The organism is Paraburkholderia sp. SEWSISQ10-3 4 (assembly GCF_030464785.1).
Lineage (GTDB): Bacteria > Pseudomonadota > Gammaproteobacteria > Burkholderiales > Burkholderiaceae > Paraburkholderia > Paraburkholderia aspalathi.
Genome location: NZ_JALPRI010000012.1, coordinates 35,127 through 49,735, shown reverse-complemented (window position 1 = coordinate 49,735; position 14,609 = coordinate 35,127). Strand labels below are relative to the sequence as shown.

Here is a 14,609-nt window from a genome sequence, read left to right as displayed (position 1 = left end):
TCTTCGCTCGCCATGAATCTCGAAAGCATCCTCTTCACACAAGGTTTCGGCTCGCGCCGCCAATGCCGGGCGCTGATCGGCGACGGCCGCGTGAGCATCGACGGCTCCGTCTGCGCCGATGCCGACGCCGACTTCCCAACCGACGACAACACGTTCTGCTTCAGCGTGGACGGGGCCGTCTGGCCGTATCGCGAGCACGCCTATCTGTTGCTGAACAAACCTGCCGGCTACGAATGTTCGCGCGATCCGCAGCATCATCTGAGCGTGTTCAGCCTGCTGCCGCCGCAGTTCGCCGAACGTGGCGTGCAGTGCGTGGGCCGCCTCGATCAGGACACGACCGGCCTCCTGCTGCTCTCCGACGACGGCAAGTTCGTGCATATGTTCACGTCGCCGAAACGCAAAGTGCCGAAGCTGTATATCGCGACCACGCGTCATCCCATCGACGACGCCCAGTTGCATGCCTTGCGCGACGGCGTCTTGCTGCACGGCGAGCCCAAGCCGATCGTCGCCGTCGACGCCGAGGCGCGCGGTGAGCACGCGCTGGCCCTCACCGTGATGGAAGGCAAGTATCACCAGGTCAAGCGGATGATCGCGGCAGCGGGCAACCGGTGCGAAGCGCTGCATCGAGAGCGGATTGGCGGACTTACGTTGCCCGCGACGCTCGCGGAAGGTGCGTGGCAATGGCTCGACGAAACCGACCTCGGATCTTTACGGAGCGGGTAAACAGGTAGGACCCCTTTAGAGCCTTGATGCGTCAGGAGAATCGTGTGCGCCCCCACACATAGGCTCTCGCGGACACCTGATTGCACGCTGCATCGCAGCATGCTCTTCCTTACAAGTCGCTCTATACTCGTTTAAACGAAGACTACAAAGGTCTCAGGGAGGGGCGCCATGGTCATCCACGACACTATTCAAATTTCGACCGTGATGATTGCTTTCACGTGTCTCGGGATCGTCCTGGTCGGCGGACTGCTGGTCATGATGCGGCTGCGGCACAAATATCATCCGAACCTGATCGGCGCGCTGATCGGCGCCATGCTGTGTTTCCTGTTGCTGGAGGCATTGCCGGCGCTGACGTAAGCCAGCGCGGCAGGGAATCTGACCGGGTCATGCCTGGCGCTGCGAGCATTTGATTTTCCCTCGGCCGAATACCTTGAAAACGCGCCGCCTGCCGGCGCGTTTTCAATTTCCACGCTTCGCGAAAAAATCCTCGACACTCGGATATTGCAAGCGCACGCGCAACTCCTCTTTGAGGCGCCGATTCACGAGCCGCCTCGATTCACGCATGAAGGACAGCAAGGTCGGCTCGATCTGCTGCTCCGCCTCCGCGCGCGTGATGCGAGGCGCGCGCTCGAGGCCGAACGCATCGGCCACCGCATCGAAGTACTCCCCCATTTTCAGCGACGTATCGTCGGACGCGTGAATCACGCGTCCCGGCCGCCCGTGGGTGGCGAGACGCACGAGGATCGCAGCCAGGTCATCGGCGTGGATGTGATTGGTGTAGACGTCATCGGCGTCGGTCAAGGCTGGGGTGCGTTTTTCCAGCCGCGCGAGCGGCAGGCGGTTGCTCGCATAGATGCCCGGAATCCGCGCGATGCTGGCAGCGACCACACCTCGCGCGGTGGCGCGCCGCAATTGCCGCTCGGCCGAGACGCGCCGTTTGGCGCGTGCATTAGCCGGCTGCGGCGCGCGCGTCTCGTCGATCCACGCGCCGCCACAATCGCCGTACACGCCTGTCGTGCTCGCGTACACCAGCCTCACAGGCACGCGCGGAGCGGCGGTCCAGCGCACCCTGTCGGGTACAATATTGGCTGCTTCAGATTCCGCCCATGAGGCACTCATGTTGCGCAACCCGCGGCGCAGCCGCCCTACCGGCGTCACCGCGCCGCGCGCGGCGCGCATAGCCCGATCACGGCGTGTGCTCAACGTAGCGAGCAAAGCGCGGGTGCGGCGGTCATCGTCGCCGGTCTTTTGCGGTGGCGCGAGATGCAGCACCGTCGGCGCGAGGCCGGCAAGCCGTTTCAGGCTGCGGCGCGCGTCGAGGTCGCCGACCAGCGGCGTGGCGCCAGCGGCGCGCAATTCGGCGCTGCGCTCAGCGTGGCTGGTGAGCGCGAAGACATGCGCGTGTGGCCGCAACAGGGGCACGCAACGCATGCCGACGTCACCGCAGCCAACAATCAACACGCGCGGCCGGCGTAAATTTCGTGTCGCATTCATGGTGGACGCATTGTAGCCGTCAAGCGCGGCAGGTACCGCACAGTTGCACAGCGGGTCCGATAACGATTACCGACTTTCGATTTCGAACACTCTATGGCATTTAACGTCACGCTCCGGCAAAGCGGCCGGCAGTTTCAGGTGGAACAGGACGAACCGGTCCTGATCGCGGCTTTGCGCCAGGGCATTGGTCTGCCGTACGGCTGCAAGAACGGCGCTTGCGGCTCATGCAAAGGCACCGTGGTCAGCGGTCAGATCGAACAGCGTCAGCATTCGTCGTCAGCTTTGTCGAACGACGAAAAGACGCGCGGCATGGCCCTCTTCTGCTGCGCGACGGCCTGCTCCGATCTCGAAGTGGATATCCGCGAAGTAGCCGGCGTAGGCGATGTGCAGGTCAAGAAACTGCCATGCCGCGTGAACGCGATCGAGCGCAAGGCCGACGACGTCGTCGTGCTGAAGTTGCAATTGCCCGCTAACGAGCGTCTGCAATATCTGGCCGGCCAGTACCTCGAATTCATTCTGAAAGACGGCAAGCGCCGCAGCTATTCGATGGCGAGTGCGCCGCACACCGAAGGCCCGATCGAATTGCATATCCGTCATATGCCCGGCGGCGCATTCACGGACCACGTGTTCAACACGATAAAAGAGCGTGACATCCTGCGCTTCGAAGCCCCGCTCGGCACCTTCTTCCTGCGTGAAGACTCGGACAAGCCGATCGTGCTGCTCGCCTCAGGCACGGGCTTCGCACCGCTGAAGGCGATCGTCGAACACGCGGTGTTCAAGAACCTGAACCGGCCGATGACGCTTTATTGGGGCGCGCGCCGCAAGAAGGACCTGTACCTGCTCGAGCTCGCCGAGCAATGGGCTCGCGAGATTCCGAACTTCAAGTTCGTGCCGGTGCTGTCGGAACCGGACGCGGGCGATGCGTGGACGGGTCGCGTCGATTTCGTGCATCGCGCGGTGATCGAGGATCTGCCGGACCTGTCGCCGTATCAGGTGTACGCGTGCGGCGCACCGGTGATGGTCGAGTCGGCACAGCGCGATTTCACCCAGCATCATGGGCTGCCGGAAGACGAGTTCTACGCGGACTCCTTCACGAGCGCGGCAGATCTGGCGAACGCGGTTTGAGGGAGTGCGTAGCATCGGCGCAGGTGCGTCGATGCTCGCGAAGCGGAGTTCTGAAAGCGCGGCTACGCATATGGCCGTGCTTTGCGCATGGATGATTTGCACGGACGAACGCGTCGAGTCTGATCTGCAACGCGTGCGCCTGATTTTCTACCGCCGCATGCTCTGGCTTGAGCAGCTTGCGCAGTGCGATTTCGACCACCGCAGTAACGCTCATCAGTGCACCGGCAAGCTGCAACATCTCCTGATGAAGAGCGACGGCTGCACGAGTGCTGCCTGCCATTGCCTGAAACGTACCGAGACGTTCGCCCGAAAGCAGTGCGGCGACTGCAGTAATTTCTTCATCTGTCAGGTGCTTCATTGATCTTTGGCTCCTGTGCTTTTAGAATTGCTTGTGATAAGTCGGGATCAGCGTCGGCAGCTATCTTCGGATGGGCGGACCCCCGGCTTCCTGATTAAAAAATGGGCGCTCTCCTGAGCGCCCATTTGCATTTCTGGCGGCCGTTTGTACCGCTTTATGCCGGCTTGTTCCGCCCTGCCGGACAGCCGCTCAAACAGCCAATGTCACATTTTAGTCAGCCGCCGATCTCATAATCGGCGTACAACCTGATCTGCCGCTGCGGACAAAAAATATCCGTCCAATGCAAATTCATGGTTTACACCAGCGCTTTCCTTGTCGTATTCTTTCGCGCATGAACCGCATCCAGTCCGAACTCCGACGTCGCCGCTCGCCGCTCCCTTAGGGGCGCCGCTGGCTTCGTCACGGATTCGCGCCGCACAACGGCGCAAGCAGTTCGAATCATGAAAGCCACGGCATGCCGTGGCTTTTTTGTTTGCTTTTTTTGTTTTCACCGGCCGCTGCTTCATTTGAGGCCAACCGCTCACTCACCCTTCACCCCGCTGTCTGGAGCTTGCCGTCATGAATTTCAATGAGTACCCAATCGAGTCGCTGATGTACATCACGAACCGGCCCGAAATCGTTTTCACGCACGGCAAGGGCTCGTGGCTCTACGACAATAACGGCAAGCGATATCTGGACTTCATCCAGGGCTGGGCGGTCAACAGCCTCGGCCATTGCAACGACGGCATGATCGAAGCGCTGAACACGCAATCGAAGCTGCTGCTGAATCCGTCGCCGGCCTTCTACAACGAGCCGATGGCGAAGCTCGCCGGACTGCTCACCCAGCACAGCTGCTTCGACAAGGTGTTCTTCGCGAACAGCGGCGCCGAAGCGAACGAAGGCGCAATCAAGCTCGCGCGCAAATGGGGCAAGAAGTTCAAGGACGGCGCGTTCGAAATCATCACGTTCGATCACAGCTTCCACGGCCGCACGCTCGCCACCATGTCGGCAAGCGGCAAGCCTGGTTGGGACACGATCTACGCACCGCAAGTGCCGGGTTTCCCGAAGGCGGATCTGAACGACATCGCATCGGTCGAAAAGCTGATCAATGCGAAGACCGTCGCGGTAATGCTGGAGCCGATTCAGGGCGAAGGCGGCGTGATTCCCGCCACGCGCGAGTTCATGCAGCAACTGCGGGCGCTGACCAAGAAACACGACCTGCTCCTGATCGTCGACGAAGTGCAAAGCGGCTGCGGCCGTGCCGGCACCTTGTTCGCGTATGAACTGTCGGGCATCGAGCCGGACATCATGACGCTCGGCAAGGGCATCGGCGGCGGCGTGCCGCTCGCGGCGCTGCTCGCCAAAGCTGAAATCGCCGTGTTCGAAGCAGGCGACCAGGGCGGTACTTACAACGGCAATCCGCTGATGACTGCGGTCGGCTACTCGGTGATCTCGCAGCTGACCGCGCCGGGCTTCCTCGAAGGCGTGCGTGCACGCGGCGAATATCTGCGCGCCAAGCTGCTCGAACTGTCGGAAGAGCGCGGCTTCGAAGGCGAACGCGGTGAAGGTCTGCTGCGCGCCCTGCTGCTCGGCAAGGACATCGGCAACCAGATCGTCGAGAAGGCTCGCCTGATGCAGCCCGACGGCCTGCTGCTGAACGCGGCGCGTCCGAACCTGCTGCGTTTCATGCCGGCATTGAACGTCACGAATGAAGAAATCGACCAGATGATGGCGATGCTGCGTTCGATTCTCGACACGCTGTAATCACACAGGAAAGCGCGTATGACGACGACCGCAACGCTATCGATCCGCCGCTTCGAAGCGAGCGACACCGACGCCGTGGTCGCGCTGTGGCAGGAAGCATTCCCCGAGTATCGGGACGTGACGAGACCACAGCGCAATCCGCATCTGTCGATCGCCAACAAGCTGGTGACGCAACCCGAACTGTTCTTTGTCGCGGTGTTCGACGAGCGCATCGTCGGCACGGTGATGGGCGGTTATGACGGGCACCGAGGCTGGCTGTATTCGCTCGCGGTGGATGAATCGTTGCGACGTCACGGCATCGGCACGCGCCTCGTCGCCCATGTCGAAAACGCGCTGACCGAACGTGGCTGCCCGAAGCTGAACTTGCAGGTGCTCTCCGCGAAGGACGACGTGCGCGCGTTCTATGAAGCGCTCGGGTATCGTGCGGATGCGGTGATCAGTCTCGGCAAACGATTGGGTGAACTGGCGGAAACGCCAGCGGCTTAGGCGCAGGCAATCGCCTGAATAGAAAAAGGCCGCATGCGCTTCGATCGCGCATGCGGCCTTTTTTACGGCTAAGGCAAACTTAGTCCAGCTTATTCACCCAGATAAGCAGCCCGTACCTTCGGATCATCCAGCATCTGCTTCGCGTCGCCGGACATCGTCACCAGACCCGAGTCCATCACGTAGCCGCGGTTCGCTGCCTGCAACGCGAGACGCGCGTTCTGCTCGACCAGCAGCACCGTCATGCCTTCAGCCGAGATCGCCCGCACCACTTCGAAGATCTTCTCGACCATGATCGGCGACAGACCCATCGACGGCTCATCCAGCAACAACAGCTTCGGCTTGCTGATGATCGCGCGCGCCATTGCCAGCATCTGCTGTTCGCCGCCCGACAACGTGCCCGCATATTGCGTCGCACGTTCCTTCAGGCGCGGAAAAAAGCCGAACATACGATCGACGTCTGCCTTGATGGCGTCGGTGTCGTTGCGCAGATACGCACCCATCTGCATGTTCTCGACGATCGACATGCGCGAGAAAATCCCGCGGCCTTCCGGCACCATCGCGAGACCGCGCTTGAGCAGCTCGTGCGCCGGGATGCCCTTGATCGACTCACCCATGTACTCGATATCGCCTGCCGAATACGGCTTCAGACCCGTGATCGCCTTCATCGTCGTGGTCTTGCCTGCGCCGTTCGCGCCGATCAGCGTGACCAGTTCGCCCTGCGCAACTTCGAGATCGATACCCTTGACTGCCTGGATGCCGCCGTAATTGACCTGCAGGCCCTTGATTTTCAACATTGCCGTTGCCATTAGTGGACCCCCGCACCCAGATAAGCTTCGATCACCTTCGGATCCTTCTGCACGTCTGAAGGCAGACCTTGCGCAATCACCTTGCCGTAGTCGAGCACCGTCATCTGGTTGCACAGACCCATCACCAGTTTCACGTCGTGCTCGATCAGCAGAATCGTCTTGCCGTCGCTGCGGATCTTGTCGAGCAGCTTGGTCAGCTCGACCTTTTCCGTTGCGTTCATGCCGGCAGCCGGTTCATCCAGTGCGAGCAGCTTCGGATCCGTTGCCAGCGCGCGGGCGATTTCCAGACGGCGCTGGTGACCGTACGACAGATTGCGCGACGTGTAGTCCGCGTACTGCGCAATGCCGACGTACTCCAGCAGTTCGATCGCGCGTTCCTTGATCTCGCGCTCTTCCTTGCGCTCGGCCGGCGTCTGGAACACCGCGCCGATCAGGCCGTGCTTGGTACGCACGTGACGGCCAACCATCACGTTTTCCAGTGCGGTCATGCCACCGAACAGACGGATGTTCTGGAACGTACGCGCAATCCCCGCCTTCGCCACCTGATAGACGGCGGTCGGCGTGTACTCCGTGCCGTCGAGCTTGAACTCGCCCGAATCCGGCGTGTACAGACCCGTGATCACGTTGAAGAAGGTCGTCTTGCCGGCGCCGTTCGGGCCGATCAGGCCGTAAATCTGGCCCGACTTGATCTGCAGGCCGACGTCGGACAGCGCCTGCAGGCCGCCGAAGCGCTTGTTCACGCCCTTGACGGACAGTCGAATGTTATCGCTCATATTTTTCTCCGTCCGTTAGGCACGCACCGGCTTCTTGCCGCTGCGCTTCGCCAGTTTCGCAATCTTGTCTTCGTGCTTCGGCGACGGCCACAGGCCTTCCGAGCGGTACAGCATGATCACGACCATCGCGAGGCCGTACAGCAACTGACGGATCACTTCGGTATCGACGATTTCATGACCGAAGATCGCGTTCTGCAGCGGACCCATCGTCGAGCGCAGGAATTCCGGGAACACGGCGAGCAGCACCGCACCGAGAATCACGCCAGGGATGTGGCCCATACCGCCCAGCACCACGCAGGCCAGCACCACGACCGATTCCCAGAACGTGAACGATTCCGGCGACACGAAGCCCTGGAACGAACCGAACATCGCGCCCGACAGGCCGCCGAACGACGCGCCCATCGCGAAAGCCAGCAGCTTCACGTTACGGGTGTTGATACCCATGGCCTTGGCGGCGATTTCATCTTCACGAATGGCGGCCCATGCACGGCCGATCCTCGAGTGCTGCAAACGCGTACAGGTCCAGATCACGAACAGCGCGCACAACACGAACAGGTAGTAGTACGAGTACACCGACGGGAACTGCAAGCCGAACAGCGAGTGGGTTTGCGCGAGGCTGAAACCCCCGACGTTGACCGGATCGATCCCCGTGATCCCCTTCGGACCATTGGTGATGTTCACCGGACGGTCGAGGTTGTTCATGAAGATCCGCACGATTTCCCCGAAGCCCAGGGTCACGATCGCGAGATAGTCGCCACGCAGACGCAGCGTCGGCGCGCCGAGCAGGACGCCGAAGGTCGCGGCCAGCGCCATCGCGATCGGCACGATGATCCAGATCGGCGTATGCAGGCCGCCCGGGAACAGGTGCGCGATCCACTCAAACTGCGAGGTCAGGTGCGGCGAGCTCAGGAGAGCAGCAACGTAGGCGCCGATTGCGTAGAACGCGATGTAGCCCAAGTCCAGCAGTCCGGCGAAGCCAACCACCACGTTAAGACCCAGCGCGAGCATCACGTACAGCATCGCGAAGTCGAGCACGCGGACCCAGTAGTTGCCGCCTGCCGCACCGATGATCATCGGTGCCGCGATCACGAAGATCGCGGTGATGATGCCGACGGTCAACGTCTTCGTCAGGTTCTTTTCAGGGATGAGCGTCGTGGACGGCTCGATCGGTTGAATTGAGGTCATGTCTGTCTACTCCTTATGCTCGATCAGCAACACGTTCGCCCAACAGGCCCGACGGACGGAACACCAGCACGATAATCAGCACGATGAATGCGAACACGTCCTGGTAGTTACTGCCGAATACACCGCCCGTGAGGTTGCCGATATACCCCGCCCCCAACTGTTCGATCAGGCCGAGCAGCACGCCGCCCACCATTGCCCCGCCGAGGTTGCCGATCCCGCCCAGCACCGCCGCGGTAAAGGCCTTCAAACCTGGGATGAAGCCCATATAGAAGTGTGCGTTACCGTATTCGGACGCGATCATCACGCCGGCGAGAGCGGCCAGCGCCGAGCCGATCATGAAGGTCGCCGAAATCACGAAGTTCGGGTTCACGCCCATCAGGCTGGCAACGCCCGGGTTCTCAGCGATCGCACGCATCGCGCGGCCAAGCTTGGTCTTGTGGACCAGCAGCAGCAGACCGCCCATCACGAGGAACGCCACCACGATGATCACGATTTCGGTCATCGAGATCACGGCGCCAGGCGTCGTGTCGGTGGCCTTGATCACGTTGATCGGGTCGGTAGGCAACAGCTGCGGGAACGGCAGCGGGTTGCGCGACCAGATCATCATCGCGAGGGTTTGCAGCAGGATCGACACACCGATCGCGGTGATCAGCGGGGCGAGACGCGGTGCTTTACGCAACGGCCGGTAGGCCACGCGCTCAATCGTGTAGCCGACCACCGAGCAAACCACTGCCGCGATGATCAACGCGATGATGAGCGTCGGCACATTGCCGAGGCCGGGGAAGTGGTTCTGAAGCACGCCTATGGCTGAGAGCGCAACCATCGCGCCCACCATCAACACATCGCCGTGCGCGAAGTTGATGATGCCCAGGATGCCGTAAACCATCGTATAGCCCAGTGCGATGATGGCGTAAACGCTGCCAAGCACCAGCCCGTTGAGGACCTGCTGGATGAAGATATCCATTTAATGCTCCTTAGCCCGTGCGACTGGATTCGCGTTCTTCATCAGCCGGTGGGCGGTGATGCGGTACGCCAATCTCAACGGCACTGCGGGTACTGATGTAAAAGACCGGTAAGGGTTATCCGCTGCCCGTTTCGTCTTACGACTGGGATGCAGTCGGGGACGAATCGATGGCGGATGCAAAAACGGCACCGTTGGGTGGTTTCGGTGCCGTCAGGCTGTACGTCCCGTCATCACATCTTCACGACGTCGAGAACCGCTTTCTTGCCGTCCTTGAAGTCGTAAAGCGTAATGGCGCCCTCTTTCAAATCACCCTTGTCGTCGAACGCGATGTGGCCGATTACCCCGTTGTAATCGGTGGACGGCATCGCAGCCAGCACCTTGGGCGCCTCGATAGAATTAGCGCGCTTCATTGCATCGACAATCACGTACACAGCGTCATACGTGAACGGTGCGTAAATCTGCACCGGTGTGTGGAAGCGGTCTACGTACTTCTGTTCGAAGTCCGCTCCCTTGTCCATTTTCGAAAGCGCGAGTCCCGCCTCCGAACAGACCAGGTTTTGCACGGCGGTTCCCGCCAGCTCACCCACCTTGTCGGTACACACACCGTCGCCGCCAAGGATTTTTGCCCTGATACCGAGCGCCGCCGCCTGTTTGGCAAACGGCCCGCCCGTCGCGTCCATTCCGCCGAACATGATCACGTCCGGCTGAACACTCTTGATCTTTCTAAGGACGGCCTGAAACTCCGTAGCCCTGTCATTCGTGGCTTCACGCGCGACGATCTTCGCCCCGCTCGCCTGTACCGTCTTCGCGAACTCGTCGGCCAGTCCCTTACCGTATACGGTCGAGTCGTCGACAATCGCGATGCGTTTCGCGCCGAGCACTTTCGTCGCGTAGTTGGCCAGCGCCGGGCCCTGCTGGGCATCGGTCGCGACCACCCGATAAGTCGTCTTGAAACCTTGCTGCGTGTACCCCGGATTTGTCGACGACGGCGAGATCTGCACGATCCCGGCATCGCTATAGATCTTTGACGCCGGAATCGAGACACCTGAATTCAGGTGGCCGACCACGGCGACAACGTGATCGTCGACAAATTTTTCAGCGACCTCCGTACCCGTTTTCGGGTCCGCTGCATCATCTTGTGCGTCGAGCTCCAACTGGATCTTGTGACCGTCGATGGTCAAGCCTTGCTTATTGATTTCCTCGACCGCCAGACGCGCGCCGTTTTCATTGTCCTTGCCAAGATGCGCAATGCCGCCCGTCAATGGGGCCGCATGACCGATCTTCACAACAGTTGCTTCACTCGCCGGTGCCGCTGCCGCCGTGGCAGCTGATGCACCTGCTCCCGCCTCGCCTTCCTGCTTTTTGCCGCACGCGGTCAACATCGCAACCGCGGTCACGATGGACACGGCGTAAGCAAACTTGACTCGCATTAAGTAGGTCTCCTGCGCCTTGCAAAATCTATTGTTCGGGACCCGGAGGCCTTGAGAACGCGCGCATTGTAACTCCAATTATGCGACGGGCAATATTGTTGAAACGGTGGGGTTTTCCTGCATTGCAACCTTATTTTGAGAGAGGAATTCCGCAAAAGGCGCAACCGGGTTGCGACTATTTTTCGTGCATCAGTTGCACCATCGTCGCACCCAATGGCATCAAGTGTTGCAGCGATCTGGCCCGATCCCTGATTGCACCGTGGTTCGCGTTAAGTATTACGTTTCGATTGATATCAGGATGCGCGCACTATTTTAGTGCGTCAAAAATCGAGGCAACACGTTTGAAACGATTTAAACGGGGCCGCATCGTCCAAAAATTGTTTAAAAGCCAAATCACAATTCAAAGGAATTTGTGTGGGAGAACACTTAAAACGGCCCAGGACGCTGATCTGGCACTTTATTTTGGACGGGCCCACGAATCCGCGGACGTAAAAAAAGCGCGCCCTTGGGCGCGCTTTCCTTTCAGAAACGTCGGCTGATTGTCAGGCAGGCAGACCCAGCCCGCGCGGCAGCGGAAATGCGATGTTTTCCTCAATGCCGTCGAGCGCGCGCACGTTGCGCACGCCAAGCTCACGCAACCGGCCAATCACCGCTTGCGCCAGCGCTTCCGGCGCCGAGGCGCCCGCCGTCACACCGATCCGGCGCTTGCCTTCGACCCATACCGGATCGATCTGGTCTGGCGAGTCAACCATATAAGAAGGCACGCCAAGCTTTTCGGCCAGCTCGCGCAACCGGTTCGAGTTCGAACTATTCGGGCTGCCAACCACGATCACGACGTCGCATTGCGGCGCCATGAACTTGACCGCGTCCTGGCGGTTTTGCGTGGCGTAGCAGATGTCCTGCTTCTTCGGCTCGCGGATCGCCGGATATTTCGCCTTCAGGGCGCCGATGATCTCGGCTGCGTCGTCGACCGACAGAGTGGTTTGCGTCACGAACGCGATCCGCTCGGGATCGGCCAACTGCAAGGCCAGCACGTCTTTGATGTCTTCCACCAGATGCATGCCTTCGCCCGCCTGCCCCATCGTGCCCTCGACTTCAGGGTGGCCCTTGTGGCCGATCATCACGATGTCGAAGCCGTCCTGGCGCATTTTTGCGACTTCGATATGCACCTTGGTCACGAGCGGACACGTGGCGTCGTACACCCGCAGGCCGCGCGACTCGGCTTCCGAACGCACCGCTTTCGACACGCCATGCGCGCTAAAAATGACCGTATTGCCGGCCGGCACTTCTTCCAGTTGCTCAATGAAGATCGCGCCCTTCTTGCGCAAATCCTCGACGACATAGGCGTTATGGACGATTTCGTGGCGCACGTAAATCGGCGAGCCGTGCAGCTTGATGGCCCGCTCTACGATTTCAATGGCCCGATCGACGCCGGCACAGAACCCACGCGGCTGCGCCAGCAGGATCTCGGTTTCGGCAAGAGTCGTATCCGTGATGCTCATGTTTACAGAATCCCGATGATTTTCACTTCAAACGCCAGCGCCTGGCCGGCAAGCGGATGGTTGAAATCGAACAACGCCGACGTCTCGCCAACTTCCTTGAGGACGCCCGCGTAGCGGCCGCCACCCGGCGCGTTGAATTCGACCAGGTCACCCGGCGAAAAATCCTCGCCGATCATGCTGTTTTCGCGCAGCGTGGCCAGCGAGACCCGCTGGATCAACTCCGGATTGCGCGGACCGAACGCCCGACCCGGCGTTAGCTGAAAGGTCGAATGGTGGCCCACCTTCAAACCCAGCAAAATGTCTTCCAGCGGCGGCGCCAGTTGACCCGCGCCGAGCAGCAGCGTAGCCGGATTGTCGGTAAACGTATTGATGACTTCGGCGCCATCGGCAAGGGAAAGCCGGTAATGAAGCGTGACGTGTGAACCGGGTTTCACTTCGGAAATGTCGATGATGCTCATGCAATGCTCGCTCAGTCGAAGCGCTCTGCACGCGTGCGCCGCGGGCGCAGTTGACGCCGCAGTTGACGCGCGTGGCAAACCCTCGGGGTGCCGTGCGCAAAGCGTCTATTGTAAGCCACATAGCGGGCGGCGGCTTGGCCGTCGCGCGCATTGCGGCACGGCCGCGCACCGCGCGCCGCCACAAATCCGAACTGGAGGATGTATATCTATATGGCTGACTATGCCTGCACGATGGACGAAGCGACACTGGAAGCGGCGTTGCCGGAGCCCGCTGCGCCAGACGCCGCCGTACTCGCGGCCCCCGCCCCGGCGCCGCCACGCGCTGGCGCCGCGGCTGGTCATACCGCAGCGGAAGCCGGTGTCAGCTCTGCCGAAGCCGCCGCGGACGGCGCCACACCTCTGACCCGGCCGCTTGTACGCGGCAAATGGCACAAGAACGACATGCCACGCGAGCGGCTGATCGAGGAAGGGCCCAGCGTCCTGTCCGACACCGAAATGATCGTGCTGGTGCTCGGCGCGGGGCTGCCGGGCCACGACGTGTTCAACGTTGCACGCACCCTGCTCGACCGCTTCGGCTCGCTACGCGCCATGCTCGACGCAACTTACTCGGACTTCGACGGCCTGCGCGGTATCGGGCCGGCGAAAAAAACCCAGCTGATGGCCATTATGGAAATGGCGCGGCGTTCGCTGGTCGATAAAATGCGTGACCGCTCGCTAATGAACTCGCCTGAGGCCGTGCAAGACTATCTGCGCCTTCGTATCGGCGGAAGTCCCCACGAAGTCTTCCTGTCGCTCTTTCTCGACGCCCGCCACCGCCTGATCCGCTGCGAGGAGAGCGCCCGAGGCACGCTCACGCGCATGGCCGTCTATCCGCGCGAAATCGTGCGGCGGGCACTAAACCTGAATGCGGCCAGCCTGATCGTCGCGCATAATCACCCTTCCGGCGCCGTCCAGCCGAGCGCGAGCGACTGCCGGCTGACGCATACGCTGCGCGAAGCCCTTGCGCTGATCGACGTACAATTGATCGACCATCTGGTGATCGGCGCGGATCACACGTACTCGTTTGCCCGCGCCGGCTGGCCCTGACACGGCGCCAACCAAGGTCGCGGCAACGTCGTGCCGAGTTCAGCATCGCAAATAAGGTTTGATTTTGCGGCTTTTTTTCTGCTAGAATTCCGGTTTGCCTATTTCCAACCCCCTGTTCCGAAGCCACCAAGGCGTTCCGGAAAGGAAACGTGCCTCGAGTTTCAATAAACTCTCAAGTGCGGCTCTTTTCGGGAAACTTTCACGGCGTTCGAACTCAGAATTAGCGTATTAGGAGTGCTCTCATGGCACGCGTATGCCAAGTAACTGGGAAAGCGCCGATGAGCGGCAACAACGTTTCCCACGCGAACAACAAAACCAAGCGCCGGTTCCTGCCGAACCTGCAAAACCGCCGTATTTGGGTGGAAAGCGAAAACCGTTGGGTGCGTCTGCGCGTTTCGAACGCCGGCCTGCGCCTGATCGACAAGAACGGTATCGACGCTGTGCTCGCAGATCTGCGCGCACGCGGTGAAGCCTAA

At 60.8% G+C, this 14,609-nt stretch carries 16 protein-coding genes; 7 read left to right on the top strand and 9 right to left on the bottom strand.

From position 1 onward, the window contains the following. Nucleotides 1-12: 12 nt before the first annotated feature. Both M0D68_RS21710 and M0D68_RS21705 read left to right on the top strand, forming a co-directional pair. Nucleotides 13-723, top strand: a complete 711-nt coding sequence (locus M0D68_RS21710) for a pseudouridine synthase (RefSeq protein WP_200618046.1) — start codon at nucleotides 13-15, stop codon at nucleotides 721-723. Between the two features lie 168 nt (nucleotides 724-891). After that, complete coding sequence (locus M0D68_RS21705) at nucleotides 892-1,080, top strand: hypothetical protein (RefSeq protein WP_093638935.1); 189 nt, start codon at nucleotides 892-894, stop codon at nucleotides 1,078-1,080. A 102-nt stretch (nucleotides 1,081-1,182) separates the two neighbouring features. On the opposite strand, the gene M0D68_RS21700 is transcribed toward M0D68_RS21705, so the two are convergent. Next, the gene (locus M0D68_RS21700; RefSeq protein WP_200618044.1) at nucleotides 1,183-2,217 is read right to left on the bottom strand and encodes an NAD-dependent epimerase/dehydratase family protein; all 1,035 of its coding nucleotides are present in this window, start codon (nucleotides 2,215-2,217) and stop codon (nucleotides 1,183-1,185) included. 93 nt (nucleotides 2,218-2,310) lie between these two features. On the opposite strand from M0D68_RS21700, the gene M0D68_RS21695 reads away from it, so the two are divergent. After that, nucleotides 2,311-3,342: a CDP-6-deoxy-delta-3,4-glucoseen reductase gene (locus M0D68_RS21695; RefSeq protein ID WP_200618037.1), complete on the top strand. Its 1,032-nt coding sequence runs from the start codon at nucleotides 2,311-2,313 to the stop codon at nucleotides 3,340-3,342. On the opposite strand, the gene M0D68_RS21690 is transcribed toward M0D68_RS21695, so the two are convergent. Further along, nucleotides 3,308-3,700 carry a hypothetical protein gene (locus tag M0D68_RS21690; RefSeq protein ID WP_200618035.1) on the bottom strand — a complete coding sequence of 131 codons (393 nt, stop codon included), beginning with the start codon at nucleotides 3,698-3,700 and terminating at the stop codon, nucleotides 3,308-3,310. The two genes, M0D68_RS21695 and M0D68_RS21690, sit on opposite strands and share 35 nt — an antisense overlap. 558 nt (nucleotides 3,701-4,258) lie before the next feature. On the opposite strand from M0D68_RS21690, the gene M0D68_RS21685 reads away from it, so the two are divergent. Then, nucleotides 4,259-5,443, top strand: coding sequence for an acetylornithine transaminase (locus M0D68_RS21685; RefSeq protein WP_200618033.1), 1,185 nt, complete (start codon nucleotides 4,259-4,261; stop codon nucleotides 5,441-5,443). Between the two features lie 18 nt (nucleotides 5,444-5,461). Then, nucleotides 5,462-5,929, top strand: coding sequence for a GNAT family acetyltransferase (locus tag M0D68_RS21680; protein WP_200618031.1), 468 nt, complete (start codon nucleotides 5,462-5,464; stop codon nucleotides 5,927-5,929). 89 nt (nucleotides 5,930-6,018) lie between these two features. On the opposite strand, the gene M0D68_RS21675 is transcribed toward M0D68_RS21680, so the two are convergent. From M0D68_RS21675 to M0D68_RS21645, 7 genes are all read right to left on the bottom strand, one after another. Further along, nucleotides 6,019-6,735 carry an ABC transporter ATP-binding protein gene (locus M0D68_RS21675; protein WP_093638918.1) on the bottom strand — a complete coding sequence of 239 codons (717 nt, stop codon included), beginning with the start codon at nucleotides 6,733-6,735 and terminating at the stop codon, nucleotides 6,019-6,021. Next, on the bottom strand, nucleotides 6,735-7,508 hold the full coding sequence (locus M0D68_RS21670; RefSeq protein ID WP_054043663.1) for an ABC transporter ATP-binding protein: 774 nt from the start codon (nucleotides 7,506-7,508) through the stop codon (nucleotides 6,735-6,737). Before M0D68_RS21670 ends, M0D68_RS21675 begins: the two co-directional genes overlap by 1 nt. A gap of 15 nt (nucleotides 7,509-7,523) precedes the next feature. Beyond that, complete coding sequence (locus tag M0D68_RS21665; RefSeq protein WP_093638915.1) at nucleotides 7,524-8,693, bottom strand: ABC transporter ATP-binding protein; 1,170 nt, start codon at nucleotides 8,691-8,693, stop codon at nucleotides 7,524-7,526. 13 nt (nucleotides 8,694-8,706) lie between these two features. Then, nucleotides 8,707-9,657 (bottom strand): branched-chain amino acid ABC transporter permease, encoded by a 951-nt coding sequence (locus M0D68_RS21660; RefSeq protein ID WP_200618030.1) that lies wholly within the window; start codon nucleotides 9,655-9,657, stop codon nucleotides 8,707-8,709. A 230-nt stretch (nucleotides 9,658-9,887) separates the two neighbouring features. Further along, a complete protein-coding gene (locus M0D68_RS21655) occupies nucleotides 9,888-11,087 on the bottom strand; it encodes a branched-chain amino acid ABC transporter substrate-binding protein (protein WP_200618028.1) in 1,200 nt (399 codons plus the stop codon). A gap of 542 nt (nucleotides 11,088-11,629) precedes the next feature. Next, entirely contained in the window at nucleotides 11,630-12,589 is a 960-nt protein-coding gene (gene ispH / locus M0D68_RS21650; protein WP_093638909.1) for a 4-hydroxy-3-methylbut-2-enyl diphosphate reductase, read from the bottom strand. Nucleotides 12,590-12,591: 2 nt separating this feature from the next. After that, a complete protein-coding gene (locus tag M0D68_RS21645; RefSeq protein ID WP_200618026.1) occupies nucleotides 12,592-13,047 on the bottom strand; it encodes a peptidylprolyl isomerase in 456 nt (151 codons plus the stop codon). Nucleotides 13,048-13,257: 210 nt separating this feature from the next. Here M0D68_RS21645 and radC point away from each other — a divergent pair, with 210 nt between their 5' ends. Both radC and rpmB read left to right on the top strand, forming a co-directional pair. Then, nucleotides 13,258-14,133 (top strand): DNA repair protein RadC, encoded by an 876-nt coding sequence (gene radC / locus M0D68_RS21640; protein WP_307852662.1) that lies wholly within the window; start codon nucleotides 13,258-13,260, stop codon nucleotides 14,131-14,133. Between the two features lie 242 nt (nucleotides 14,134-14,375). Next, on the top strand, nucleotides 14,376-14,609 hold the full coding sequence (gene rpmB, locus M0D68_RS21635; RefSeq protein WP_007180631.1) for a 50S ribosomal protein L28: 234 nt from the start codon (nucleotides 14,376-14,378) through the stop codon (nucleotides 14,607-14,609).

Excerpts from the sequence above, each read along its gene's own strand:
- M0D68_RS21710 (WP_200618046.1), top strand. The coding sequence starts at position 13 with ATGAATCTCGAAAGCATCCTCTTCACACAAGGTTTCGGCTCGCGCCGC.
- M0D68_RS21705 (WP_093638935.1), top strand. The coding sequence starts at position 892 with ATGGTCATCCACGACACTATTCAAATTTCGACCGTGATGATTGCTTTC.
- M0D68_RS21700 (WP_200618044.1), bottom strand. The coding sequence starts at position 2,217 with ATGAATGCGACACGAAATTTACGCCGGCCGCGCGTGTTGATTGTTGGC.
- M0D68_RS21695 (WP_200618037.1), top strand. The coding sequence starts at position 2,311 with ATGGCATTTAACGTCACGCTCCGGCAAAGCGGCCGGCAGTTTCAGGTG.
- M0D68_RS21690 (WP_200618035.1), bottom strand. The coding sequence starts at position 3,700 with ATGAAGCACCTGACAGATGAAGAAATTACTGCAGTCGCCGCACTGCTT.
- M0D68_RS21685 (WP_200618033.1), top strand. The coding sequence starts at position 4,259 with ATGAATTTCAATGAGTACCCAATCGAGTCGCTGATGTACATCACGAAC.
- M0D68_RS21680 (WP_200618031.1), top strand. The coding sequence starts at position 5,462 with ATGACGACGACCGCAACGCTATCGATCCGCCGCTTCGAAGCGAGCGAC.
- M0D68_RS21675 (WP_093638918.1), bottom strand. The coding sequence starts at position 6,735 with ATGGCAACGGCAATGTTGAAAATCAAGGGCCTGCAGGTCAATTACGGC.
- M0D68_RS21670 (WP_054043663.1), bottom strand. The coding sequence starts at position 7,508 with ATGAGCGATAACATTCGACTGTCCGTCAAGGGCGTGAACAAGCGCTTC.
- M0D68_RS21665 (WP_093638915.1), bottom strand. The coding sequence starts at position 8,693 with ATGACCTCAATTCAACCGATCGAGCCGTCCACGACGCTCATCCCTGAA.
- M0D68_RS21660 (WP_200618030.1), bottom strand. The coding sequence starts at position 9,657 with ATGGATATCTTCATCCAGCAGGTCCTCAACGGGCTGGTGCTTGGCAGC.
- M0D68_RS21655 (WP_200618028.1), bottom strand. The coding sequence starts at position 11,087 with ATGCGAGTCAAGTTTGCTTACGCCGTGTCCATCGTGACCGCGGTTGCG.
- ispH (WP_093638909.1), bottom strand. The coding sequence starts at position 12,589 with ATGAGCATCACGGATACGACTCTTGCCGAAACCGAGATCCTGCTGGCG.
- M0D68_RS21645 (WP_200618026.1), bottom strand. The coding sequence starts at position 13,047 with ATGAGCATCATCGACATTTCCGAAGTGAAACCCGGTTCACACGTCACG.
- radC (WP_307852662.1), top strand. The coding sequence starts at position 13,258 with ATGGCTGACTATGCCTGCACGATGGACGAAGCGACACTGGAAGCGGCG.
- rpmB (WP_007180631.1), top strand. The coding sequence starts at position 14,376 with ATGGCACGCGTATGCCAAGTAACTGGGAAAGCGCCGATGAGCGGCAAC.